The organism is Methanobrevibacter sp. (assembly GCF_045636185.1).
Lineage (GTDB): Archaea > Methanobacteriota > Methanobacteria > Methanobacteriales > Methanobacteriaceae > Methanocatella.
Map to the genome: position 1 here is coordinate 18069 of NZ_JAZTXC010000021.1, position 20569 is coordinate 38637.

Annotated in this window: 20 protein-coding genes; 9 read left to right on the plus strand and 11 right to left on the minus strand. The window is 31.3% G+C overall.

Annotation, left to right across the window (positions count from 1 at the left end):
* The first annotated feature begins 164 nt into the window (after window positions 1-164).
* From ACKI3Q_RS01675 to ACKI3Q_RS01685, 3 genes are all read left to right on the plus strand, one after another.
* Window positions 165-1115 carry a phosphatase PAP2 family protein gene (locus tag ACKI3Q_RS01675; RefSeq protein ID WP_407413665.1) on the plus strand — a complete coding sequence of 317 codons (951 nt, stop codon included), beginning with the start codon at window positions 165-167 and terminating at the stop codon, window positions 1113-1115.
* Window positions 1116-1198: 83 nt separating this feature from the next.
* Window positions 1199-1873: a type I 3-dehydroquinate dehydratase gene (gene aroD / locus ACKI3Q_RS01680; RefSeq protein WP_407413667.1), complete on the plus strand. Its 675-nt coding sequence runs from the start codon at window positions 1199-1201 to the stop codon at window positions 1871-1873.
* A gap of 10 nt (window positions 1874-1883) precedes the next feature.
* Window positions 1884-2495, plus strand: a complete 612-nt coding sequence (locus tag ACKI3Q_RS01685; RefSeq protein WP_407413669.1) for a S24/S26 family peptidase — start codon at window positions 1884-1886, stop codon at window positions 2493-2495.
* 113 nt (window positions 2496-2608) lie between these two features.
* Here ACKI3Q_RS01685 and ACKI3Q_RS01690 read toward each other — a convergent pair whose 3' ends face one another.
* Entirely contained in the window at window positions 2609-2947 is a 339-nt protein-coding gene (locus ACKI3Q_RS01690; RefSeq protein ID WP_407413671.1) for a P-II family nitrogen regulator, read from the minus strand.
* 10 nt (window positions 2948-2957) lie between these two features.
* Window positions 2958-4172 carry an ammonium transporter gene (locus ACKI3Q_RS01695; protein ID WP_407413673.1) on the minus strand — a complete coding sequence of 405 codons (1215 nt, stop codon included), beginning with the start codon at window positions 4170-4172 and terminating at the stop codon, window positions 2958-2960.
* A 244-nt stretch (window positions 4173-4416) separates the two neighbouring features.
* Between ACKI3Q_RS01695 and ACKI3Q_RS01700 the strand changes: the two genes are divergently transcribed.
* The 6 genes from ACKI3Q_RS01700 to ACKI3Q_RS01725 are packed head-to-tail and all read left to right on the plus strand — an operon-like array spanning window position 4417 to window position 8452.
* A complete protein-coding gene (locus ACKI3Q_RS01700; protein ID WP_407413675.1) occupies window positions 4417-4719 on the plus strand; it encodes a hypothetical protein in 303 nt (100 codons plus the stop codon).
* Window positions 4712-5938, plus strand: a complete 1227-nt coding sequence (locus ACKI3Q_RS01705; RefSeq protein WP_407413677.1) for an HD domain-containing protein — start codon at window positions 4712-4714, stop codon at window positions 5936-5938. The genes ACKI3Q_RS01700 and ACKI3Q_RS01705 overlap by 8 nt, the downstream gene beginning before the upstream one ends.
* An 8-nt stretch (window positions 5939-5946) precedes the next feature.
* Entirely contained in the window at window positions 5947-6495 is a 549-nt protein-coding gene (locus tag ACKI3Q_RS01710; RefSeq protein ID WP_407413679.1) for a UbiX family flavin prenyltransferase, read from the plus strand.
* A complete protein-coding gene (gene cbiT, locus ACKI3Q_RS01715; RefSeq protein WP_407413681.1) occupies window positions 6496-7059 on the plus strand; it encodes a precorrin-6Y C5,15-methyltransferase (decarboxylating) subunit CbiT in 564 nt (187 codons plus the stop codon).
* A gap of 15 nt (window positions 7060-7074) precedes the next feature.
* The gene (locus ACKI3Q_RS01720) at window positions 7075-7836 is read left to right on the plus strand and encodes a hypothetical protein (protein WP_407413683.1); all 762 of its coding nucleotides are present in this window, start codon (window positions 7075-7077) and stop codon (window positions 7834-7836) included.
* 4 nt (window positions 7837-7840) lie between these two features.
* A complete protein-coding gene (locus tag ACKI3Q_RS01725) occupies window positions 7841-8452 on the plus strand; it encodes a molybdenum cofactor guanylyltransferase (RefSeq protein WP_407413686.1) in 612 nt (203 codons plus the stop codon).
* Here the strand turns inward: ACKI3Q_RS01725 and rrp42 are convergent.
* The 9 genes from rrp42 to ACKI3Q_RS01770 all read right to left on the minus strand — a co-directional run.
* The gene (gene rrp42 / locus ACKI3Q_RS01730) at window positions 8435-9220 is read right to left on the minus strand and encodes an exosome complex protein Rrp42 (RefSeq protein ID WP_407413688.1); all 786 of its coding nucleotides are present in this window, start codon (window positions 9218-9220) and stop codon (window positions 8435-8437) included. The genes ACKI3Q_RS01725 and rrp42 overlap by 18 nt on opposite strands.
* 9 nt (window positions 9221-9229) lie before the next feature.
* Entirely contained in the window at window positions 9230-9922 is a 693-nt protein-coding gene (rrp41, locus tag ACKI3Q_RS01735) for an exosome complex exonuclease Rrp41 (RefSeq protein ID WP_407413690.1), read from the minus strand.
* A gap of 23 nt (window positions 9923-9945) precedes the next feature.
* Window positions 9946-10992, minus strand: a complete 1047-nt coding sequence (gene rrp4 / locus ACKI3Q_RS01740; protein ID WP_407413692.1) for an exosome complex RNA-binding protein Rrp4 — start codon at window positions 10990-10992, stop codon at window positions 9946-9948.
* Window positions 10993-11022: 30 nt separating this feature from the next.
* A complete protein-coding gene (locus ACKI3Q_RS01745; RefSeq protein ID WP_407413694.1) occupies window positions 11023-11724 on the minus strand; it encodes a ribosome assembly factor SBDS in 702 nt (233 codons plus the stop codon).
* Window positions 11725-11760: 36 nt separating this feature from the next.
* The gene (gene psmA / locus ACKI3Q_RS01750) at window positions 11761-12540 is read right to left on the minus strand and encodes an archaeal proteasome endopeptidase complex subunit alpha (RefSeq protein WP_407413696.1); all 780 of its coding nucleotides are present in this window, start codon (window positions 12538-12540) and stop codon (window positions 11761-11763) included.
* A 217-nt stretch (window positions 12541-12757) separates the two neighbouring features.
* The gene (locus ACKI3Q_RS01755; RefSeq protein WP_407413698.1) at window positions 12758-13114 is read right to left on the minus strand and encodes an Rpp14/Pop5 family protein; all 357 of its coding nucleotides are present in this window, start codon (window positions 13112-13114) and stop codon (window positions 12758-12760) included.
* The gene (gene rnp3 / locus ACKI3Q_RS01760; protein WP_407413700.1) at window positions 13115-13813 is read right to left on the minus strand and encodes a ribonuclease P protein component 3; all 699 of its coding nucleotides are present in this window, start codon (window positions 13811-13813) and stop codon (window positions 13115-13117) included.
* A 69-nt stretch (window positions 13814-13882) separates the two neighbouring features.
* A complete protein-coding gene (locus tag ACKI3Q_RS01765) occupies window positions 13883-19741 on the minus strand; it encodes an Ig-like domain repeat protein (protein WP_407413702.1) in 5859 nt (1952 codons plus the stop codon).
* A gap of 148 nt (window positions 19742-19889) precedes the next feature.
* Window positions 19890-20569: zinc ribbon domain-containing protein (locus ACKI3Q_RS01770; RefSeq protein WP_407413704.1), on the minus strand; the 680-nt coding region annotated here is incomplete at its 5' end.

The following is a 20569-nucleotide window of genomic DNA, read 5'->3' on the forward strand; positions in this document are numbered from 1 at the left end:
TTAATATTTAATTTGAAAAAATTAATAAAATAATTAAATTTTATCTGTAATATATTATGTTAGTTAATTTATATAAATATTAAGCAAAGAACTTTCAAAATTATTAAAAGGATAATGAAATATATATTAAAATAGAGGTGATTTGAATTTTAACAAGTGCATTTTTGTTATTTTTACAGGGATTGCGTGAAGCTTCGGGAGGTTTTTTTGACCAATTTTTCATGAGCTGTACAGAATTTGGAAATATACATATAATCCTGTTTTTAATAGGAATACTCTATTGGGCGTATGACAAAAAATTTGGAGAATACCTGTTGGTATCTTTTGCATTTTCACGTCTTTTAAATAGTTTTATTAAACTTACAACATGTGTATATCGTCCTTGGATTCAAGATTCTAAAATTCATCCTTACGAAGGAGCTTTGAAAGATGCGACTGGATATTCACTTCCTAGTGGACATTCAACATCTTCTGGAATATTGTTCCTGGGAACATTTCTTAAAGGAAATTTCACAAAAGGATTTAAAATTTTTTCAATAATCTGTTTAGTATTAATCTGTTTTTCCCGTTGTTATCTGGGAGTTCACAGTTTATTGGATATTGTTGTCGGTTTAATAATTGCCTTTGCATCATTATGGATTGTTGGAAAATTATTTGATAAACTAGATGATAACCCTAATTTTGACTTAATTTTATTGGGTGCAGGAATAGTATTTTCTATCTTGCTTATAGCATATGCTACATTTAAATCATATCCAATGGATTATAATGCTGCAGGTAAATTAATTGTTGAACCTGCTAAAATGGCTCTTGAAGCATATAAGGACGTAGGATTTTGTATGGGTATATTAATATCATGGGTAATTGAAAGAAGATTCATCAAATTTTCCTGTGAAGGACCTATTGAACGTAGATTTTTAAGAATTGGTGGTGCTTATATCGGATATATGATTATTATGAACATTTTATATCCATTAATTAAAAGCAGTTTCAATCCACAAATTTCAAATCTTTTAAATTTCTTCATGTTCCCATTGTTTGTGATGTTAATTGTACCGGCAATTATCAAATTCTTCCAAAATCGAAGCATAGATGTTTATGAAGAAAATTCATAAACATTATTTTATTTTTTTTCTCTTTCGAAATGACAAAAATTTTAGAAAAAATTAATTAATAACAATATTCAAAAATATTTATAATGTATTCACAAACTAAAATAGCAATTCCAATTTTTCAAACAAAAATTGATGAAGTAATAGAAGTTGCAAATGATTGCATTAAAAAAGGTGCTGATGTTTTGGAGTTCAGAATTGATGCACTTAAAAATCCTGATTTTAAAGAAATTAAACAAGTTATTGAAGAAATTAATTTCCCAATGATTGCAACCAATAGAATATCAACTGAAGGAGGATCTTTTAAAGGCTCTGAAGAAGAAAGAATTGATATTCTATACAAATGTGCTGATTTAGTTGAATATGTGGATATTGAACTTCAAAGTGATGACAAATACATCAATATGATTCATGATACTGGAGTAAAGACAATCGTATCATACCATGATTTTGAAAAAACTCCAGAAATTGATGAAATAACTTACATTGTTAAAAAAGAATTAGAGCTTGGAGATATTGCCAAAGTTGCATTTATGCCAAATGATTTAGATGATACTTTGAAAATATTAGCTATTCTTTCTCACTGCGACAATACTATTGCCATTTCCATGAGCGATTTAGGCAGTTACACTAGAGTCATGGCCTCTAAATTTAACTCACCAATTACTTTTGCCGCAGGCAGAGATGCTACTGCTCCAGGACAAATTGATATTGAAACAATGAAAGCATTATTAAATATGGATTTAAATATCATGGAATAAGGTGATTTAAATGGCTAGTAAGGGTACTTTAGCTGTAGGTATTATAATATTAATTTTATTTGTTGCAGGAGGATATTTCCTATTTGCTGGAGATTCCGTTACTGTGAATATAGATGGAGAAAATGTAACATCCCAAACAATAATTTCACCATTTGCAGGGGTAGATACAAATCAACTAAATCAAGAGATATGCAATTATACAATGCAAACAATACATAGCCCAGATGGTGATATTACTAGTTTAAAACAAGGAATTTTAAGAATTTGTCTTGCCCATGGTCTTAATAATGTAAAACTTACTGTTAACACTCCTTTAGGTAAAGATAAAATTCCATTGATATTCCATGTTGAAGGATCATCAATGTATCCAACATTAAATGATGGTCAAACCATTACGGTTTTAAAAACAAAAAGCATTCAAGTGGGAAATATTGTAGTGGCTAATTCAACAGAATATGGAACCATTGTCAAAAGAGTTTCAGAAATTAACGGAGACAGGGTTCATTTAACTAGTGATAATACCAATGTCGAATATGAAAACATAAACGGTACCATGCATCAAACAAAGGGAATTGACACTTGGGTCAATACGAACGATATTTATGGTGTTGTGCAGATTTAGCTGCACCACATTCTTTTTTTAAAATTTTACATCAAAAAAAAACTTTATAAAAAAAATCAACAATATTTAAATAATTTCAAATAAAAAAAAACAAATTTAGCAATAGTGCAGTATTAAACTGCACCATCACCCTCTTCACCTGTTCTAATTCTAATTACATTATCAACAGGATAAATAAATATTTTTCCATCTCCTATATTTCCAGTATGGGCTGAGTTTTTTATTGCATTTACAATCAAATCCACACCTTCATCTTTTACGATAATTTCAATACGTGTCTTTGGAATTAAATCAATACAATAACTAGATCCACGATATGATTCCTTAATACCACGTTGGCTTCCTCTTCCTTTGACTTCGGAAACATTCATTCCTTCACAGCCTACTTCCAATAATGCTTTTTTTACATCCTGATATTTTTCTTGTCTTATTATTGCAACTACACTTTTCATTTAAATCATCCTAGTTTAAATTGTATGCTGATTCTTCGTGAATATTTGAATCCAATCCTCCGATTTCTTCTGATTCTTCAACTCTAATTCCAACGGTTTTATCTATTATTTTAGCAAGCACGAAACTGATAGTGAATGCATATGCCATTGTTGCTATTACACTGATAATCTGTATTAGAACCTGTTCAGGATTTCCATATATCAATCCTGCAGTTCCACCAATTGCAGGTACTGCAAATATTCCTGTTGCGATAGCACCCCATATTCCTGACATACCGTGAATTCCCCATACATCCAAAGCATCATCATAACCGAGTTTTGCTTTTAGGGAATAAATTGCGAAATATGAAATTAATGGAGCTATAGCACCAATAATTAATGCACCGAAAACATCAACGAATCCTGCTGCCGGAGTAATTGCAACCAAACCTGCTATTCCACCGGAAATTGCACCTAAAACAGTTGGTTTTCCAACAATAAATGTATCTAATAATGTCCATACGATTAATGCTGTTGCAGCGGATACGTTAGATACTATTATTGCATTTGCTGCAAGACCGTTTGCTGCAAGGCCTGAACCACCATTGAATCCCATCCATCCAAACCAGAGTAATGCTGCACCGAGTACTGCATATCCTAGATTATGTGGAATTAATGATATATCTTTTCTTCTTCCTAAAACTAATGCTACTGCCAATGCAGAAACCCCTGAATTAATATGAACAACTGTTCCACCTGCAAAATCCAGAGCACCCATTTGCATTAGCCATCCTCCACCCCACACCCAGTGTGCGATAGGGATATAAACTAAACAAGCCCATATAATAATAAATAATATCCATGCTCTTGTTTTCATCCTTCCGACTAATGCTCCAGATATTAATGCTGCAGTCAATCCTGCGAAAGCACACTGAAACATTACAAATAGCAGTGTTGGTATTGATCCTGTTAAATCCTCTAATCCTATTCCTTGCAGGAAGAAATGGGATGGGGAACCAATAAATCCATATAATGACGGTTCACCAAATGCAAACTGATATCCGAAAATCACCCAAATTATACTTAATATTGAAAATGCAATGAAAGTTAAAAACATTGTATTTAAAACATTCTTTCTTTTACTTAATCCTCCATAAAAAAATGCTACAGCCGGAATACTCATCAATAAGACTAAAAGAGTACATATGAGAATCCATGCTGTGTCACCTGCACTAAAAACATCCATTTTATCTTACCATTTTATCATTTTATAAATCATATCGGAATACGGCTTCCGACTTCCGACAAACATATATTGAACTTTAAAGTATATAAAGTTTTAGATGAAAATCGAATAATAGATTTTGAAATAGACTAAAAAAAAATTGAAAATAATATATAATATTAAAATGAAAATAAAATACAAGTAAAGTTTAAAAACTTAAATAATAAAATGAAATTTCTTAAATTTAATAAAAAATTGTGTTATTATGAAATCCTCAACTCAGGCATATTTATGTGTATTTGCAATCGTTGCATTAATCGCCTTTCTATTAAGTGGCGTATTTGCCAATATTGTAGTCATTGATAATTCAAATTCTACAAAGATTATTGCAATTGAAAATGATTCATTTGAACCACATCACATTGAAAATGTTGAAATTATAGTGCCTAAAGTTGTTAACAATACAACACATGTTACTAATAACACAACGACTAATGGAACTACAACAAGTCACGTGATTGAAGTGACAGATAATACATGGAATTATAGAGGTGGCCAATATGGATAAAAAAGATAAATTCATAAGAGATAGTGTCTACGGAGATATTAAATTATCTAAATTTGAAGTTGAAGTAATGGATATGCCACAATTCCAACGCATAAGGAGAATTAAACAGTTAGGATTGATTGGTTTAATATATCCTGGAGCGAACCATACCCGATTTGAACATTGTATTGGAACAATGAATTTAGCATCCAAACTAGCTACTAAACTAGACCTAAGTGAAGATGAAATTGAACTGCTTAGGATTTCAGGACTTCTTCATGATGTAGGCCATGGCCCATTTTCCCATGTATCTGAGGGAGTGCTTTCATTTCCTCATGAAAAGCTTACAGAACATGTAAGTGAAAAAACATCAATGCATGACTTACTTGATAAAAAATTCGACACAAAAAAAATAGTTGAAATTATTCACGGAGACGGACCTTTGGGCCCAATCATTTCTGGAGAATTAGATGTTGACAGAATGGATTATCTCTTAAGAGACTCCCACAATACCGGTGTAGCGTATGGAGTTATTGATTATGAAAGAATCATATCCAATTTAACATTAGATGACGGGTTAGTGCTTGATATTAAAGGAGTTCAAGCTGCCGAAGGAGCACTTGTATCAAGATACTTTATGTATCCAAGTGTCTATCAACATCACACTACAAGAATTATTAATGCAATGTTTAGAAGAGCATTGAAAAAGGAAATAGATTCCGAAAAGATTAAAGAAATGGACATGTACAAATACGATGATTCAGACATTATTTCACTATTCAGGCAAAGTGACGATGAAATCGTTAGGGATTTAATTAATAGAATTGACAATCGTATCATACCTAAAAGGGTAAAGACCATAAGGTTGGATAACTTTAAAAATCCTGAAAAATTATACAAGATTGAACAAAAAACCCTTAGAAAAGCTGAAGAGGAAATAGCTGAAGACTTTAACATGGACAAAAATTATGTTTTCATTAATATTGCAGAATATCCTCGCTTTGATGAAATGAAAACGCAGGTCAATGTAGACAATAAGTTATATCCATTGACTGAGATTTCAAATATTATAGGTGCGTTAAGCAAAGCGAGATTCAATATTCCTGACATTAGTGTTTATGTTCCAATAGAAGAAAAAGAAAGATTTAAAAAATTAAAACTAAATCATTATTTGGATCTGCCGGAAATAGACAGGGAAAAATTCCACGGAATACATTATGACCAGATAAAACTATTTTAAGTGATAAAATGATTGTTGTTGCGATAACCGGAGCCAGTGGAGTAATATATGGAATAAAACTACTTGAAGCTCTAAAAGAATTGAAAATTGAAAATAGTTTAATTATTAGTGATACTGCAAGAACAGTAATAAAATGCGAAACTGACTGGAAAATAGAAGACATTATGAAATTGGCAGACAATTATTATGAGTTTGATGATTTGACTGCAGCAATTAATAGCGGTTCATTTAAATTTGACGCATTGGCTATCGTACCATGTTCCATGAAAACCCTATCCTCAATCGCTAATGGATATGCAGACAATACCATCACAAGAGTTGCGGATGTTAGTTTAAAAGAAAGAAGACGTACTGTAATTGTTCCAAGAGAAACACCACTTAGAACCGCACATATACAAAATATGCTTACCTTATCACAAGAAGGAGCCATAATTTTACCTGCAATGCCAGGATTCTATTCAAATCATGACACTGTTGACGAACAAATCAATTTTGTCGTAGGTAAAATACTGGACTCTTTAAACATAGAAAATAATCTATTTAAAAGGTGGGAGTAAATGTTAGAAGATATGGATTTTATTAAATCATGCGACGTTCCAGGCCCTACAAAAGAAGCCATAAGAGCAATAATACTCTACAAATCCGATGTTAAAGATACCGATAATGTAGTGGATGTAGGATGTGGAACTGGAGGTATTACATGTGAATTTTCTCAAAGAGCCAAAAGTGTAACCTCCATCGATATAAATCCTGAAGCTATTGAAATAACTCAGAAAAATCTTGATAAATTCGGACTTGGAGATAATGTCACATTAATCTGTGGCGATGGAGCAGAAGCACTGAATGATGTTGATGATATTGACATTGCCATTGTTGGGGGCAGCGGCAGGCAATTGGAAAACATCTTAGAGTTAATTGACTCCAGGTTAAATTCCAAAGGAAGAATAATTGTCACTGCAATATTGGTTGACACTAAGGTTGAAGCGGTGAACAAGCTCAAAGCCCTTAACTACAATCCAAGCATCATGGAAGTAAATATATCAAAAGGCAGAGTTTTAGACCGTGGAATTATGATGATGAGTGAAAATCCAATAGCCATAATAACAGCTAAAAAAAGATAAATTTTGGGGATTAAAATGGATGACCATAACAGATGGAAAATTAAGTTTTCAATAATAATGGTAATAGCAATAATCGTTATTTATGGATCAAACATACTTATCTTAAAAGATCCTGAACATGTTATTTCCTACATTTGGACTCATTTAGGATTCATTCCTGTAGATATTCTTATTGTAGCATTTGTACTTGATGAGATTATTGCAAAAAAAGAAAAAGAAGCAATGATGGAAAAATTAGATATGATTATGTCCACATTCTTCTCTGAAATAGGAAATGATTTGATAAGTCAATTGAGCAGTGTAAATACACATAAAGCAGATACAAATTATTTGGAATCTATAAAAAATTGGACAGACAAAGATTATGAAAATAAATTAAAAGAAATCAAGAACACAGAAATTGCATTTAAAGCAAATGTTGCACCGGAAGACAGGGAAGAATACTTAACAAACATTAGAGATTTATTAATTAACAAAAGAGATTTCATCGTTGGTTTAATTAATAACCCTAACCTACTTGAAAAAGAGGAATTTTCTGGTTTATTAAATGCAATACTTCACTTAGATGAAGAACTTGAACACAGGCCTGATTTAAGCAAAGTATCAGACATCGACTTCAATCATTTAAACGGAGATATGCAAAGAGTCTACAACAAATTAATTCATGAATGGGTATACTATCTAAGATATCTCAATAAGCATTATCCTTACATGATTGCATTAATCATACGTACTAATCCATTTGATGAAAGTGCAGATGTTTATGTAAAGGAATAAAAAAATGAAAAGCAGTATTATTTTATGTGGAGGACAAAGTAGAAGAATGGGTCAGGATAAAGGATCTATGATTATTAAAGACAAACCCATGATTAAATACATACTTTCTACATTAAATAATGAAATAGATGAAGCAATAATTGTTTTAAATGATTGTAAAAGAATCGGCAATTACAAGGAATTCATAAATCCCAAAGACTACACCTACAAAATAAAATTTGTAGAAGACACGATAAAAAATAAAGGCCCGATATCAGGAATTCTAACAGGACTTGAAAATATCACAGCCGAATATGCAATAGTATTTCCCTGCGATAATCCATTTATCAGCAAAAATACTATTCAATCTCTTTTTAATGAATTAACAGGCAATATACAGGCTGTCGTACCTTTCCATGACCCAAAAAATAAGTTAAAAACATCAGAACCATTGCACTCAATATACAATAAAAACATTATTCCATTAATAAATGAGCTAATTTTAAAGAATTCACTGCATATAAAAGGAATAATAGAAAAAATAGAAACGAAATACGTTTTAATTGATAATAAAAAAATATTAAAAAAAGAATTTAGAAATCTCAATAGTCCTGAGGACTTAGAGATATTCGATTAAATCTTTTGTTTTTGAAATTGCTGTATTTACAGCAGAGAAAATATCATCTTTAGTCAATGGATATTTTCCACCTTTCTGCATAGCGCAGATTCTACCTTCACGGGTGACTCCAACATTTAAACGAGCACTAGCGACACGTTCTTCTTCTAAAGTTGGGTCAATGACCATTTTTTCACCAATTTTGACAAAAGTGCACATAGCTACTTCATTGTTTATTGGTAAATCAAAGGTATTTTCTTCATCAAGTACAACTTCATCATCAACAATTGATGCGGTTGGTAATTTTGTACTTTTGAGTGCGGCCATAACAGCAAGTTCAGCAGCATCAAAGAGGTTACCGCAGTTATCAATGATATGTAAATCAATGAATAACATCCAAACGTGTTTACCTTCTTCAACACAGAGTTTGTCCAATTCTACCAATTCACTTTCACGGATTCCTCTATCAACAACACGTGCAAGTTCAATAGAATCATCACTAGGTGGTCCTGGTTCAAAAGTAGGATCAGCCATTGGTAACATTTCACAATTAGTCATTAATACACCAAGATCAGGAGTATCTGGGAATGGACTACCAAGTTGAGGTTTTATACCAACAATAACTTGAGTTCCACCAAGTTTTACTCTTGCAGAACCTTCAGCTTTAGAAATAACATTAGTTTCAATAGAAATGTCCCTATATTCATCAAGTGCCCTACCATCTTCACGTTTATCATTGATGATAAGGTTTGTAATGCTTTCTCTTGTAATTTCTGGTACTATATCCATATTAACCACCTATTCTGTAGAGTATTTTTTCATTAATGCTTCTTTTTGAAGCTCACTAACTTTCATACATCCTTCCATAGCTAAATCAATTGCTTTTTGGAATTCTTCTTCAGTTAAATCTCCATCACTTTGGAGTAAAGTAATTTCACCAGTTCTTGGCATTATAGCAATAGGAACATCAGCTTGTCCTTCTTTATCTTCAACTTCAGATAAATCTAAAACAACTTCATCATTAACTTTACCTGCTGCACAACCCACAACAATATCTTTCATAGGTACACCTGCATCAACAAGAGCAACAGAAGCAGCTGTAATACCAGCACAACGGGTTCCACCTTCTGCTTCAATTACTTCTATAAAAATATCAACCATTGAACGTGGATAATTTTCCAACATTAAAGCTGGTCTTAATGCATCAGCAGTAATTTTTGAAATTTCTGAAGACCTTCTATCTGGACCAGGCCTTTTTCTATCATCAACTGAAAATGGAGCCATATTATATCTGCATCTAATTACACCAGTATTTGGTTCAAGTAATCTTCTAATATATGATTCTCTAGGTCCATAAACAGCAACTAAAATTTTATTTCCACCAACTTCAAGGTAAGCGGAACCGTCAGCACGTTCAAGAACGCCTGCTTCAATTTTAATAGGACGTAATTCATTGTACTTCCTACCATCCTCTCTAATCATCTCAGACATCTTATCAACCTCATAAATAGAAATTATCGATTGTTTAATATAAATGAATTATTATTTGAATTATCACTGTAGGATATATTTTTATCTTTTTTATTTTGACTTTTCTTTTTCAATTCTTTAATAACGTCATAAAAATTTGGTTTATCCTCAGTTTGTTCATCATCACTTTTTTCTGGAGCTTCTTCATCAGATTCCTCTTCTGAAGATTCCTCTTCATCTGCTTCTTCAGGAACTTCTTCAGGAACTTCTTCAGGAGTTTCATCTTCAGTTTCGATTTCAGCATCCTTTTCTTTTTCAGCTTCAGCCTTTTCTCTTTCTTCTTGCTCTAACTCTTCTTTAAAGTTTTGGAGTTTAGGTTTTTCTAATACAAATTCTTCTTCAGTTTCCTCAGCTGGTATTTCACCATCAATAGCCAAGTATAATTTGTTTTTAATTTTATTAGTTAAACCAGAGGTATGAGCTTCAGCTTCAATAGTATGGATAATTTCCCTGGTAAGCTGTTCCATGTCTTCGTCTCCTTTAACCCAAACAAGACCATTTTGACCAACGACAATTTTACAGTTGGTCTTATTTTTAATCATGTTGATCATAGAACCTTTTTTACCAATTAATCTAGGAACTTTGGTTGGAGAAATATCTACAATAATTCCGCCTTTAAATTTACCCAAACCACGGCCTTTTAAACCAAGTTTAGCCTTTTTAACTTCATCCACATCAACTACTCTTAAAAAAAGTACATCTCCAACGTTATATACTTTATTAAGCTCTTTTTTATCCCTACCAAATACTTCAAAAGCAGGTAAAATTCCAGAATATGGAGAATTGATGTCTACATCCCACATTGAGAATCTAACATCGTTAATCTTACCGATTACAACATCTCCTTTTTTAGGAACATATTTGCTTTTGAGAGGGATTACACGAATTTTCTTATTTCTTAGAGAAACTAATCCAATTAAAGATGAGCAAACTTTGCCATTTTCTTTAAAAGTTCCTCTTCCTGGATAATATTCATCATCTGCCAATATTTGACCAGGAATTACTAAATTTTTATCTTCCACATATATCATAAAAATCCCACTCTATGAACATGAATATAATTATTTAATAGCTTTTGTCTCCGCTTCACCGCTTGAAATTTCAGCCATTTTAGCAGCAAAAGAATCCTGAAGACCACCAGGCATTTCTACAATACCAATCCAAGAACCATCCTGTTGCCATTCTTCATTTACAATTTCTCCAAACCCATGAATAATGGAATATGCACTACCTGCTGCAGAACCTGGTAAACGGACAGCAACTTTAACCTTTTCAAACCTGATTGGAATAAGAGGTTTAATTGCCTTAAGTGTAGATTGAACCTGTTGGTTTACAGAAGTAAACGGGTCAAACTTAACTTTTGCCTCATCACATGCATTTTCAATCCTTTGAACAGGATGAGGAAGCCCATTTTGAGGATTGATAGCTTCTTTAGCTATCGTATTGATAACAAGTTTTCTTTTATCTGCTTGCATTTGCCTTTTCTGGTCAGCAGTTAATTGAACAGTTCCCTTTTCAAGGATAATTTTAGAAACTTCAATAGGATCTGTAGTTTCAAAAACTTTATTCATTGCTTCTTCTGAAGCTTTATCTCCTTTTTTGGAGTCTTTAAAGATTTCTTCAACAGCTAAAAGATCTTCAATGGCAACATCCTGTCCATCAGGATTTCTAAATTCCGCTGCCAAATCAGGGTCAACCAATATCTCAAAATGATCGCCACCGAATTCATATTTAGCTATTATTGCTTCATCCACATTTACCATTGAAACATCCCTCAACTTTAATTAATAGAAAAAAATTTATTCATCTTCACTTTCTTCAGATTCATCTTCTTCTACAACTTCTTCTTCATCTTCTTTATTAAGAACACTTTCGATATAAGAAGTTACATCATCTTTGGAAAGTTTAACATATTTGCCATCTTCTTTCTTAATGACAGCTATTTCAACATTATCTGAAGTAGTATCGTGCTCAGTAGCTTCATTAATAGCAGTTATTGCTAATGTAATGGCATCATCAATTGATAAATCTTCTTTATATTGTTCTTCAAAAATTTCCATAGCGGCAGATCTTCCTGAACCAATAGCAGTTGCTTTGTATTGGATTAAAGCTCCACTTGGATCTGTTTCGAACAATTTACATTCTTCATTATACACTCCACCAATAATTAAAGCAGACCCGAATGGTCTTACTCCACCATTCTGTGTGTACAATTGTAACATGTCACATAATTTTTTAGCTAAACTGTCTACTCTAATAGGTTCAGTATAAGTTATTTTATTTATTTGAGCCTCTACTCTTGCCCTTTCAACTAATGCTCTTGCATCAGCTACAAGACCGGAAGTAGCTGCACCAATATGGTCATCTATCTTGAATAATTTTTCAATAGATGAGGATTCCACTAAAGTAGAAGTAGTTCTTTTGTCAACTGCTAAAACAATACCATCAGGGCATTTTACACCTATAGATGTAGTACCTCTTTTAACAGCTTCTCTTGCATATTCAACTTGGAAAAGTCTTCCATCTGGGCTAAATACAGTAATAGCCCTATCATATCCAGCATTTTGTAAAGGTTGCATATATTATACCTCACATTAAATAATTAATTTATAAATCTAATATTTTATTCAACATCTAAAAAACACAAAATTAAAACCAAATCTCCATGAAAAGGTACTTTTAATTTTAATCATGAAATATAATTAAAATATATTTTTCTTTTTACCATAAATCCAGTTGTTATTTATATGCTTAATACATTAATAAAGTTTTCTATTTTAAAATAACAAAAAGTTATTAAATAAATTTGGAGCATCCCTTTATAGTGCCTGAAATGCCTATGCAGGTAATTGAAATACGTTTTCTATTATAATTATGAGTCAATGCCAAACAAGACCTTACTTCATCTTCAAATCCTCTTTGACATCTTAAAATAGCTTTATATTCATTAAAAAAAGAAACATTCTCATTTTTAATTAATTCAATAGTCCATAAACTGAAATTGGAAGTATTATTTTCTCCCTGAAAACGAACACATGAATCCCAAACAATAGAAGTGAAATCATTTTTAGACAACACCTCTTCTGATTTAATATCCAAAACAAGATAATGAGTATGTTTTCTTTGAGATTTCGGAAGGACCTTAAGTTTCATCTATTCAACCACCTTAACACCAGATAAAATTAAGTTTTTTCTGTCCCCATTAAAGTCCAAAATATTTTCTGCAGTCCTGAAAGAATTTCCAACCTCTAAAGAAGTTAAACCTGTTTGAGTAAAAACAGCTTCAAAATCTTTAACTGTCCTTAAATCCAGTATTGATTCTGCACCAGAAGACAGAATTAATGGGAATTCATATTTTCTATGCAATTTATAGATATCTCTAAAGTTTGCCAGTATTTTTGATCTATGTGACAAATACGATTTTAAGATATCATTAAAAACAAGTTCGATAGCCACATTATTATCCTTTGCTTCACGTGCCAAAATATGATTTAGACCAGAATCATATCTTTTTAAGTAAGGTTTTGACAATATGTCCACCTGAATATTTTCCAAACAGTCACGGTTTACCTTCAAATTACCTCCCAAGACAGAGATGCATGAAGACTTATTTCTATATTTACGGACAATTTTTCTTATTTCAGAAACATTATTTGATTCTATATTTAAAGTATAATCAATTTCAATAACATCCTTCAACTCTTTTTTTAAATCATTCTTAAAAGTTAAAGCATTATCAAATTCATTTTGATTATATGAAAAATTTATATGCTTCCAACCATACTCAGAAGCCTGCATAGCTAAGATTAAATTTTTATCATAACTATTTCCTTTAATATTTAAATCAAACATAGTAAAATTTTAATAACTTATATATTATTAATTTTACTAAAAAAATAGTTAAAAGTTGAGAAATTAATCTCAACCAAAGATAGTTATTTTATTTGAAATTGCTGCACCATTTTCATACATTGATGTAATAATGTATTGACTAGGCATTAAATTAATATTTAAACGAGCAATGCCATCATTATCTGTTATTCTATTATAAAATACTCCATTGATATTGAAAATAAGTGTTTGACCAATATAAGGTTTGCCTTGCCCGTCAACGAGTGCTGCTTCAAATTTTGTGCCGTCTCGATATTTCATTGTAACATCTTTAGCCTGCAAAATAGGTAAAACTTTAATGGTATTGGCCACACATAATCCATTATACATAATAGTTGCAATATAAGTTCCCGGATTTAAGTTGATATTCATATTGATGTATCCATTTTCATCTGTTGTTCTGGTATAGAAAACACCATTTATATTTATTGTAGCACTAACTCCAGCACCAACAGGATTACCCTGATTGTCAAGCAATCTAAAAGTAAACTGGGATGCATTCTTATAGTATTTTATTAAATCAGAGCTTTCTACTATTAAAGATAATACATTAATAATATTTGCTTGACGTTCTCCATTAGATGGATTTGTAGCAGTTAAAATATATTGTCCAGGATTAAGATTAATATTCAGGCGCGCAATACCCTCATCATTTGTTGTTCTAGTGTAAAATACCCCATTAATATTAAAATTAACATTTGTATTTTTTAAGATATTACCCTGAGAATCTATGAATCTAGCAAAATACTGGGTTCCGTTTCTAAACATTTTAGTGATGTCACTACCTGCAATAGTTGACTTAACAGTAACAGTAGAATAAACTTTTGTACCATTATATTCAGTAGTTACATTATAAACACCTGAATCCAAGTTAATTGCCATTGATGCAACACCATTTTTATCAGTAGTTTGTTTATAACTCACATTATTAATATTAATAGCAACTGTTGCATTATAAAGTAGTTTGTCATTATATTTTACTGTAACAACAAATCTTTCAGAACCGTGATAATATTTAGTAACATCAGGTACAGAAATATGAATTTGAGATTTTTTTACTGTAAAGGTGGTATTTCCTCTGACAGAATTATATTTTTCATCTCCACTATAGATTACTTCAATATTATAGTTTCCATATTTTAAATCCGGAATAGAAATATTAGCAATACCTTCATTAACATTAGCAGAATATTTTTTGTTATTAACAATAGTGCTTACATTACCTGTTGCATCCTTAGGCAAAACAACATTAATAACTTCAGTTTCATCATCATAGATATCTAAAGATGAAATATTCATATCCTTATCTAAAAGAGTAGGAAGAATTATAATTAAATTACTTGCTTCAAGATTTTCATAAATAGTCTTGACGGTATATTCTCCAGGTTGTAAAGAAGCAGACAAATATGCATAACCATTTGAATCCGTAAGGGTTTCATAAGTAGTTTTTTCAATTGTGAATTTTACTTTTTGATTTGAAATACCTTTTCCGTCATTTCCCATTATTCTAGCAGCAAATCTATCTGATTCATTATAATATTTTGTTAAATCTTCCGTAATTATTTCAATTGGATAAATAACTGTGAAACTTGACTTATCAGAACTATTTAAATAAGTACCTTTATCATCACTGAAAACAGCAGTTAGATTATAATCACCATATTTAAGATTATTTAAAGTTAAAACAGCAACACCATCACTATCCACATCAACAGTATCATTTAAAACACCATTAAGGTAGAAAAGCACTTTACCCTGAGTAGCATTAACAACAGCAGTAACAGTTAAAGAATCACCTACCAACAAAGTATCATTACTCAAAGACAAAGACAAAGAAGTATTAAGAGGAGAAATATCAATCAATCTAGTGATATTTGAAGAACAATAATAATCAACAGCATCAAATAAAACAGTAATATTATGTTCTCCCACCCGAGTGAATAAAACAGTCTCATTAGCTACAGAATCAACTAAACTAACAGTAAAAGCCTCATCATCAATTAAAAAGACCACATCACCATCAACAATATAATTACCAAACTGATCTTTCACCCTAACCTGAAGAGCAACATCCCTGTTAACTGTCCAATCACAATCCCAACCACTAACTTCAATAAAAGTCTGTGAAAAGACTGTAAATACTGTTTTATTAGAACTATTCAAATAAGTGCCCTTATCATCACTGAAAACAGCAGTTACATTATAACCACCATAATAAAGATTATCTAAAACCAAACAAGCAACACCATCAAGAACAACATCAACAGTATCATTTAAAACATTATTAATATAGAACAACACTTTACCCTGAGTAGCATTAACAACAGCAGTGACAGTTAAAGAATCACCAACCAACAAAGTATCATCACTCAAAGACAAAGACAAAGAAGTCTTAAGAGGATAAGCCTCAATCAACTTAGTGGCATTTGAGGAATAATAATAATCGACAGCATCAAATAAAACAGTAATATTATGTTCTCCAAGCTGAGCAAATGAAACACTCTTATTGGCAACAGAACCAACTAATTTAACAGTATAAGCCGTACCATCTATTAAAAAGACCACATTACCATTATTAATATAATCATCGAACTGATCTTTCACCCTAACCTGAAGAACAACACTCCTGTTAACTGTCCAATCACAATCCCAGCCACCAACTTCAAGAACAGTATTAGAATAAACAGAAAATGCAGACCTGTCAGAACTGTTCAGATAAGTGCCTTTATCATCAGTGAAAACAGCAGTTACATTATAACCACCATAATAAAGATTATCTAAAACCAAACGAGCAACACCACTACTATCCACTACAACAGTATCATTTAAAACATTATTAAAATAGAACAACACTTTACCCTGAGTAGCATTAACAACAGCAGTAACAGTTAAAGAATCACCAACCAACAAAGTATCATCACTCAAAGACAAAGACAAAGAAGTACTGATAGGATGGGCCTTAATTAACTTAGTGGCATTTGAAGGATAATAATAAGAATCAGCATTAAATAAAACTGTAATATTATGTTCTCCTTCTTGAGCAAATGAAACTGTCTTATTAGCGGTAAAATCAACAAAGTTGACAGTAAAAGCCTCACCGTCAATTAAAAATGTTACATTGCCATCATTAATATAATCACCAAACTGATCTTTCACTCTAACCTGAAGAGTATAATCCATATTAATCGCCCAATCACAATCCCAGCCACTAACTTCAATCGTGGTATTTAATTTTCCATATTTAGTAAATCCTTTTATTGGAATTATCCCTTTGAGATTATTAAAAGCACTATACCAATTTTGACCATAATCATCGGAATAAAAAGATATTCCCCCTTTAGCAAAACGTGAATTTTTAGAATATTCAAAGAAATACAATAAAGGCTTTTGGTTATGTAAATTAGTTATAATAAACATGACATCAAAAACATCATCTTTTTTGACAGGAATATAATTGGTTAAAGGGATAGTGAAATATCCTGCAGTAGTATTTCCTTGTTGTGAATGTTTTAATTGGTTATTAACAAATATTGAAATAGTATAATTTGAATCATCACTGAAGTAAGTTGAAACTGCAGACACTAACTCATCACTTTCAGCGAAAAATGAATTTCCAATACCCAAAGTGTTGATAGGAGCCTGTACAGTTACAAGATTTGAAGTTTGAATCTCATATTGATAATTTTTATCATAATGATTAGTATCATTTAAAACAAAAGCAAATGCAGGTTGAATAGTATTGCCTATTCTTGAAAAGTATAAATCATAATAAGAAACATAGAAATAACCATTTTCACCCCAATTTGGTCCCCAGCTATTACGAACAATGAAAGCACCATTTTCAGGAGGTTTTGATTTAAAGTTCTCTTTAGGATAATTATCATCCCAGCCAACTATTACTACATCGTGATTTGTCTGTAAATTTCCACCATTTGCGTAATATGATACTTTATCACCAGCAAGATAATTATCTGAATAAAACATACTAGTTACAACAGCACCATATTTTACAATAGCTTCCTTAATCCCATCATTATCCGTGTATGACATTCTTGGAAGGAAAATAACATTTTGAACATGCATTATAGCATCATATACTAAAGATAATGGGTTTGGGGAATATATATCATACTCTTCAGATATAGGGCCCAACCAACTGGTCAAATAACCAATTGTCATGAATAAGTTTCCGCCAGAATTAGGTATGGATTCAAAATTACCATAATCAGAAAATCTGGCAACGATATTTTTTAAATTCTCTTCTGAAAAATCATAAGCAATACCGTTGGCTTTTAATATAGATAATTCTAAAGCAGCTATCGCTGCAAATGCCCAACAATTACCCTGTTCAAGCTGATCTTTAACTTCAGTAAGATTATAATGATCCCTCATATCATATCTACTATCAAGAACAACAGGAACATCATCAATTTCAAAAATCTTATAGTCCCCTGCTTTTTGATTCAAATCTAAAAATGCCAAATTAAATGCATTAGGTGAACCAACATTAGTCGCATTAATATTTTTTGCATCTCCCAAACAATAAATGTCCCCACCATAATCAGCAATATTGTTATTAAAAGTCAAATTAGTTAAAATAGCTGAAAAAATTTGATCAACATATAAACCGCCACCTTCAATAGCATGATTTGAATTAAATGTTGAACCTCTAATTGAAGTAGTATTGTACATTTTATAAACTGCACCGCCTTTAGTTGCAACATTATCCGTGAAATTTAGATTTGAATATATGGATGAAGAATGTAAATCACAAATTGCACCACCTATTAAAGAACTGCAATTTACAAATACTGAATCATAAAAATGATTTTTTGAATACATCGAATAAATCGCACCAGCAGAGGAATTGGAAGTATCGTTAACAAATCTAGCTCCCCTCATATAGAAATATGGGCTATTTGTAGAAATTATTGCTCCACCATAAGATGTCGCATAATTATTTGTAAAATTTGAATTAAGTATTACCAATTGATAATTAACAATATAAACCGCACCGCCACAATAAGCATTATTATATTTCAAATCAGAATTGTTTAATAAAAGATTTGCTATGGAATAAACAGCACCACCCTCTCTTGAAGCAGTATTATTAATAAATTTAGAATCATGAACAAGCATTTGATTATTTGGAGTGAATATTGCACCCCCATCAAATCGTGCTTTATTATTAATAAAAGTACAATTTATTAACTCTCCGCCAATCAGTGAAAAGATTGCGCCCCCTCGATCAGCAGTATTATTTTTAAAGATACAGTTGGTTAATTTCAAGCCACCGGAACAGCTAATTGCACCACCAATATAATATGCACCATTAAATGCAATAGATTTTGCACTATCAAAAATCAAATTTTCTCCTTCAAGTGTTCCGCCAACCTGTATTTGATCATTACGGCCTTTAATTAAATTAACAGAAGTGTTAAACAATTTCATATCTTTAAAACAAATATTTGGATTCCACTCGATGAATGCAAATATTCCTCTTCCATTAAAGTCAACAGTGGTATTTTCCGCATTTTCTCCAATGAATGTCACATTAGAAATAATAATCATCTCATTTATAATTTTACCGGAATCATTATAATTATATTTATAATAACCATCAGCAATATGTACAACAGTATTCTCTCTAAATACATAATTTACACTAGATAATTCCTTATAAGGAGACTCTTTTGAACCGTTACCTACATCACTAGCCGAAGCATTAACATATATATGATTATAACCGTCGTTTTCACTTAACACATTGTCATTTACTTCCGATGTACTTAATGTATTATTTAAATTTACATCCTCACCTGCAAAGCAAACCGGAATCATTAATACAAATAAACAGAAAATACAGAATAATTTCCAATAACCCCCCATAATAATCACCATTAACTATAATTTGAACAATTAAAAATTAAATCATCATATGAATAAACATATGAAAATTTAAATTAATATATTTTAATATTTTTTTTGAAAATCTAAAAAAAAGAAAAGTGATTTAATAAATCACTTAAATGAAAGATTATTGATATCTATAGAAGTCAACTTGCCAACTAACTGTTTCATAATAATCAATTGTAAAGGTTGTTGGAGAGGAAGAAGAAAAAGTTAAAGAATCGGATCTTGTTTCTACAGCACTGGTTGAACCCCAATCAACACCACATGATTTTCCATTATTTCCTGATACATATAAATGGTTAGTTGCATAATTTTTAATTGGAAATGCAGATATTTCAACCTTTATATCCCCAGCAGGAACATTGATTGTCTTAGTACCACTGCCAGAACCAGTATAACTTCCTATAAGCACCCAATTCTTAGCGGGAGCTGAAGATGAAGAAGTTTGAGTAGTATTAACTTGCTGAGAGCTTCCACTACTGCCACTATCAGAAGTATTTGCACTGTCTGAACTTCCGGAAGCTGGTTGAACATTGGAATTAGATCCCAAAGCATTATTACCCAAAGCATTATTACCCAATGCAAAATATCCTATTGATACAGCCAAAATAACAATAACTGCAATCAGAACTGCAATAATTATCTTTGAATTGTTACTTTTGGGTTCAGTAGGCTCAGGTACAGCTTCTAAAGATACACCACACTTACTGCAAAATTTCGCAGAATCTTTATTTTCAAAACCACAATTATGACATTTCATAATATCCATATCAAAAAATTTCTGTATATAATAAATTATTATTT

Coding starts and splice junctions, on each gene's coding strand:
- ACKI3Q_RS01705 (WP_407413677.1), top strand. CDS start 4,712: ATGGATAAAAAAGATAAATTCATAAGAGATAGTGTCTACGGAGATATT.
- rnp3 (WP_407413700.1), bottom strand. CDS start 13,813: ATGTTTGATTTAAATATTAAAGGAAATAGTTATGATAAAAATTTAATC.
- ACKI3Q_RS01755 (WP_407413698.1), bottom strand. CDS start 13,114: ATGAAACTTAAGGTCCTTCCGAAATCTCAAAGAAAACATACTCATTAT.
- ACKI3Q_RS01765 (WP_407413702.1), bottom strand. CDS start 19,741: ATGGGGGGTTATTGGAAATTATTCTGTATTTTCTGTTTATTTGTATTA.
- cbiT (WP_407413681.1), top strand. CDS start 6,496: ATGTTAGAAGATATGGATTTTATTAAATCATGCGACGTTCCAGGCCCT.
- rrp41 (WP_407413690.1), bottom strand. CDS start 9,922: ATGTCTGAGATGATTAGAGAGGATGGTAGGAAGTACAATGAATTACGT.
- ACKI3Q_RS01690 (WP_407413671.1), bottom strand. CDS start 2,947: ATGAAAAGTGTAGTTGCAATAATAAGACAAGAAAAATATCAGGATGTA.
- aroD (WP_407413667.1), top strand. CDS start 1,199: ATGTATTCACAAACTAAAATAGCAATTCCAATTTTTCAAACAAAAATT.
- ACKI3Q_RS01725 (WP_407413686.1), top strand. CDS start 7,841: ATGAAAAGCAGTATTATTTTATGTGGAGGACAAAGTAGAAGAATGGGT.
- ACKI3Q_RS01695 (WP_407413673.1), bottom strand. CDS start 4,172: ATGGATGTTTTTAGTGCAGGTGACACAGCATGGATTCTCATATGTACT.
- ACKI3Q_RS01720 (WP_407413683.1), top strand. CDS start 7,075: ATGGATGACCATAACAGATGGAAAATTAAGTTTTCAATAATAATGGTA.
- ACKI3Q_RS01685 (WP_407413669.1), top strand. CDS start 1,884: ATGGCTAGTAAGGGTACTTTAGCTGTAGGTATTATAATATTAATTTTA.
- ACKI3Q_RS01710 (WP_407413679.1), top strand. CDS start 5,947: ATGATTGTTGTTGCGATAACCGGAGCCAGTGGAGTAATATATGGAATA.
- ACKI3Q_RS01700 (WP_407413675.1), top strand. CDS start 4,417: ATGAAATCCTCAACTCAGGCATATTTATGTGTATTTGCAATCGTTGCA.
- rrp42 (WP_407413688.1), bottom strand. CDS start 9,220: ATGGATATAGTACCAGAAATTACAAGAGAAAGCATTACAAACCTTATC.
- psmA (WP_407413696.1), bottom strand. CDS start 12,540: ATGCAACCTTTACAAAATGCTGGATATGATAGGGCTATTACTGTATTT.
- ACKI3Q_RS01745 (WP_407413694.1), bottom strand. CDS start 11,724: ATGGTAAATGTGGATGAAGCAATAATAGCTAAATATGAATTCGGTGGC.
- rrp4 (WP_407413692.1), bottom strand. CDS start 10,992: ATGATATATGTGGAAGATAAAAATTTAGTAATTCCTGGTCAAATATTG.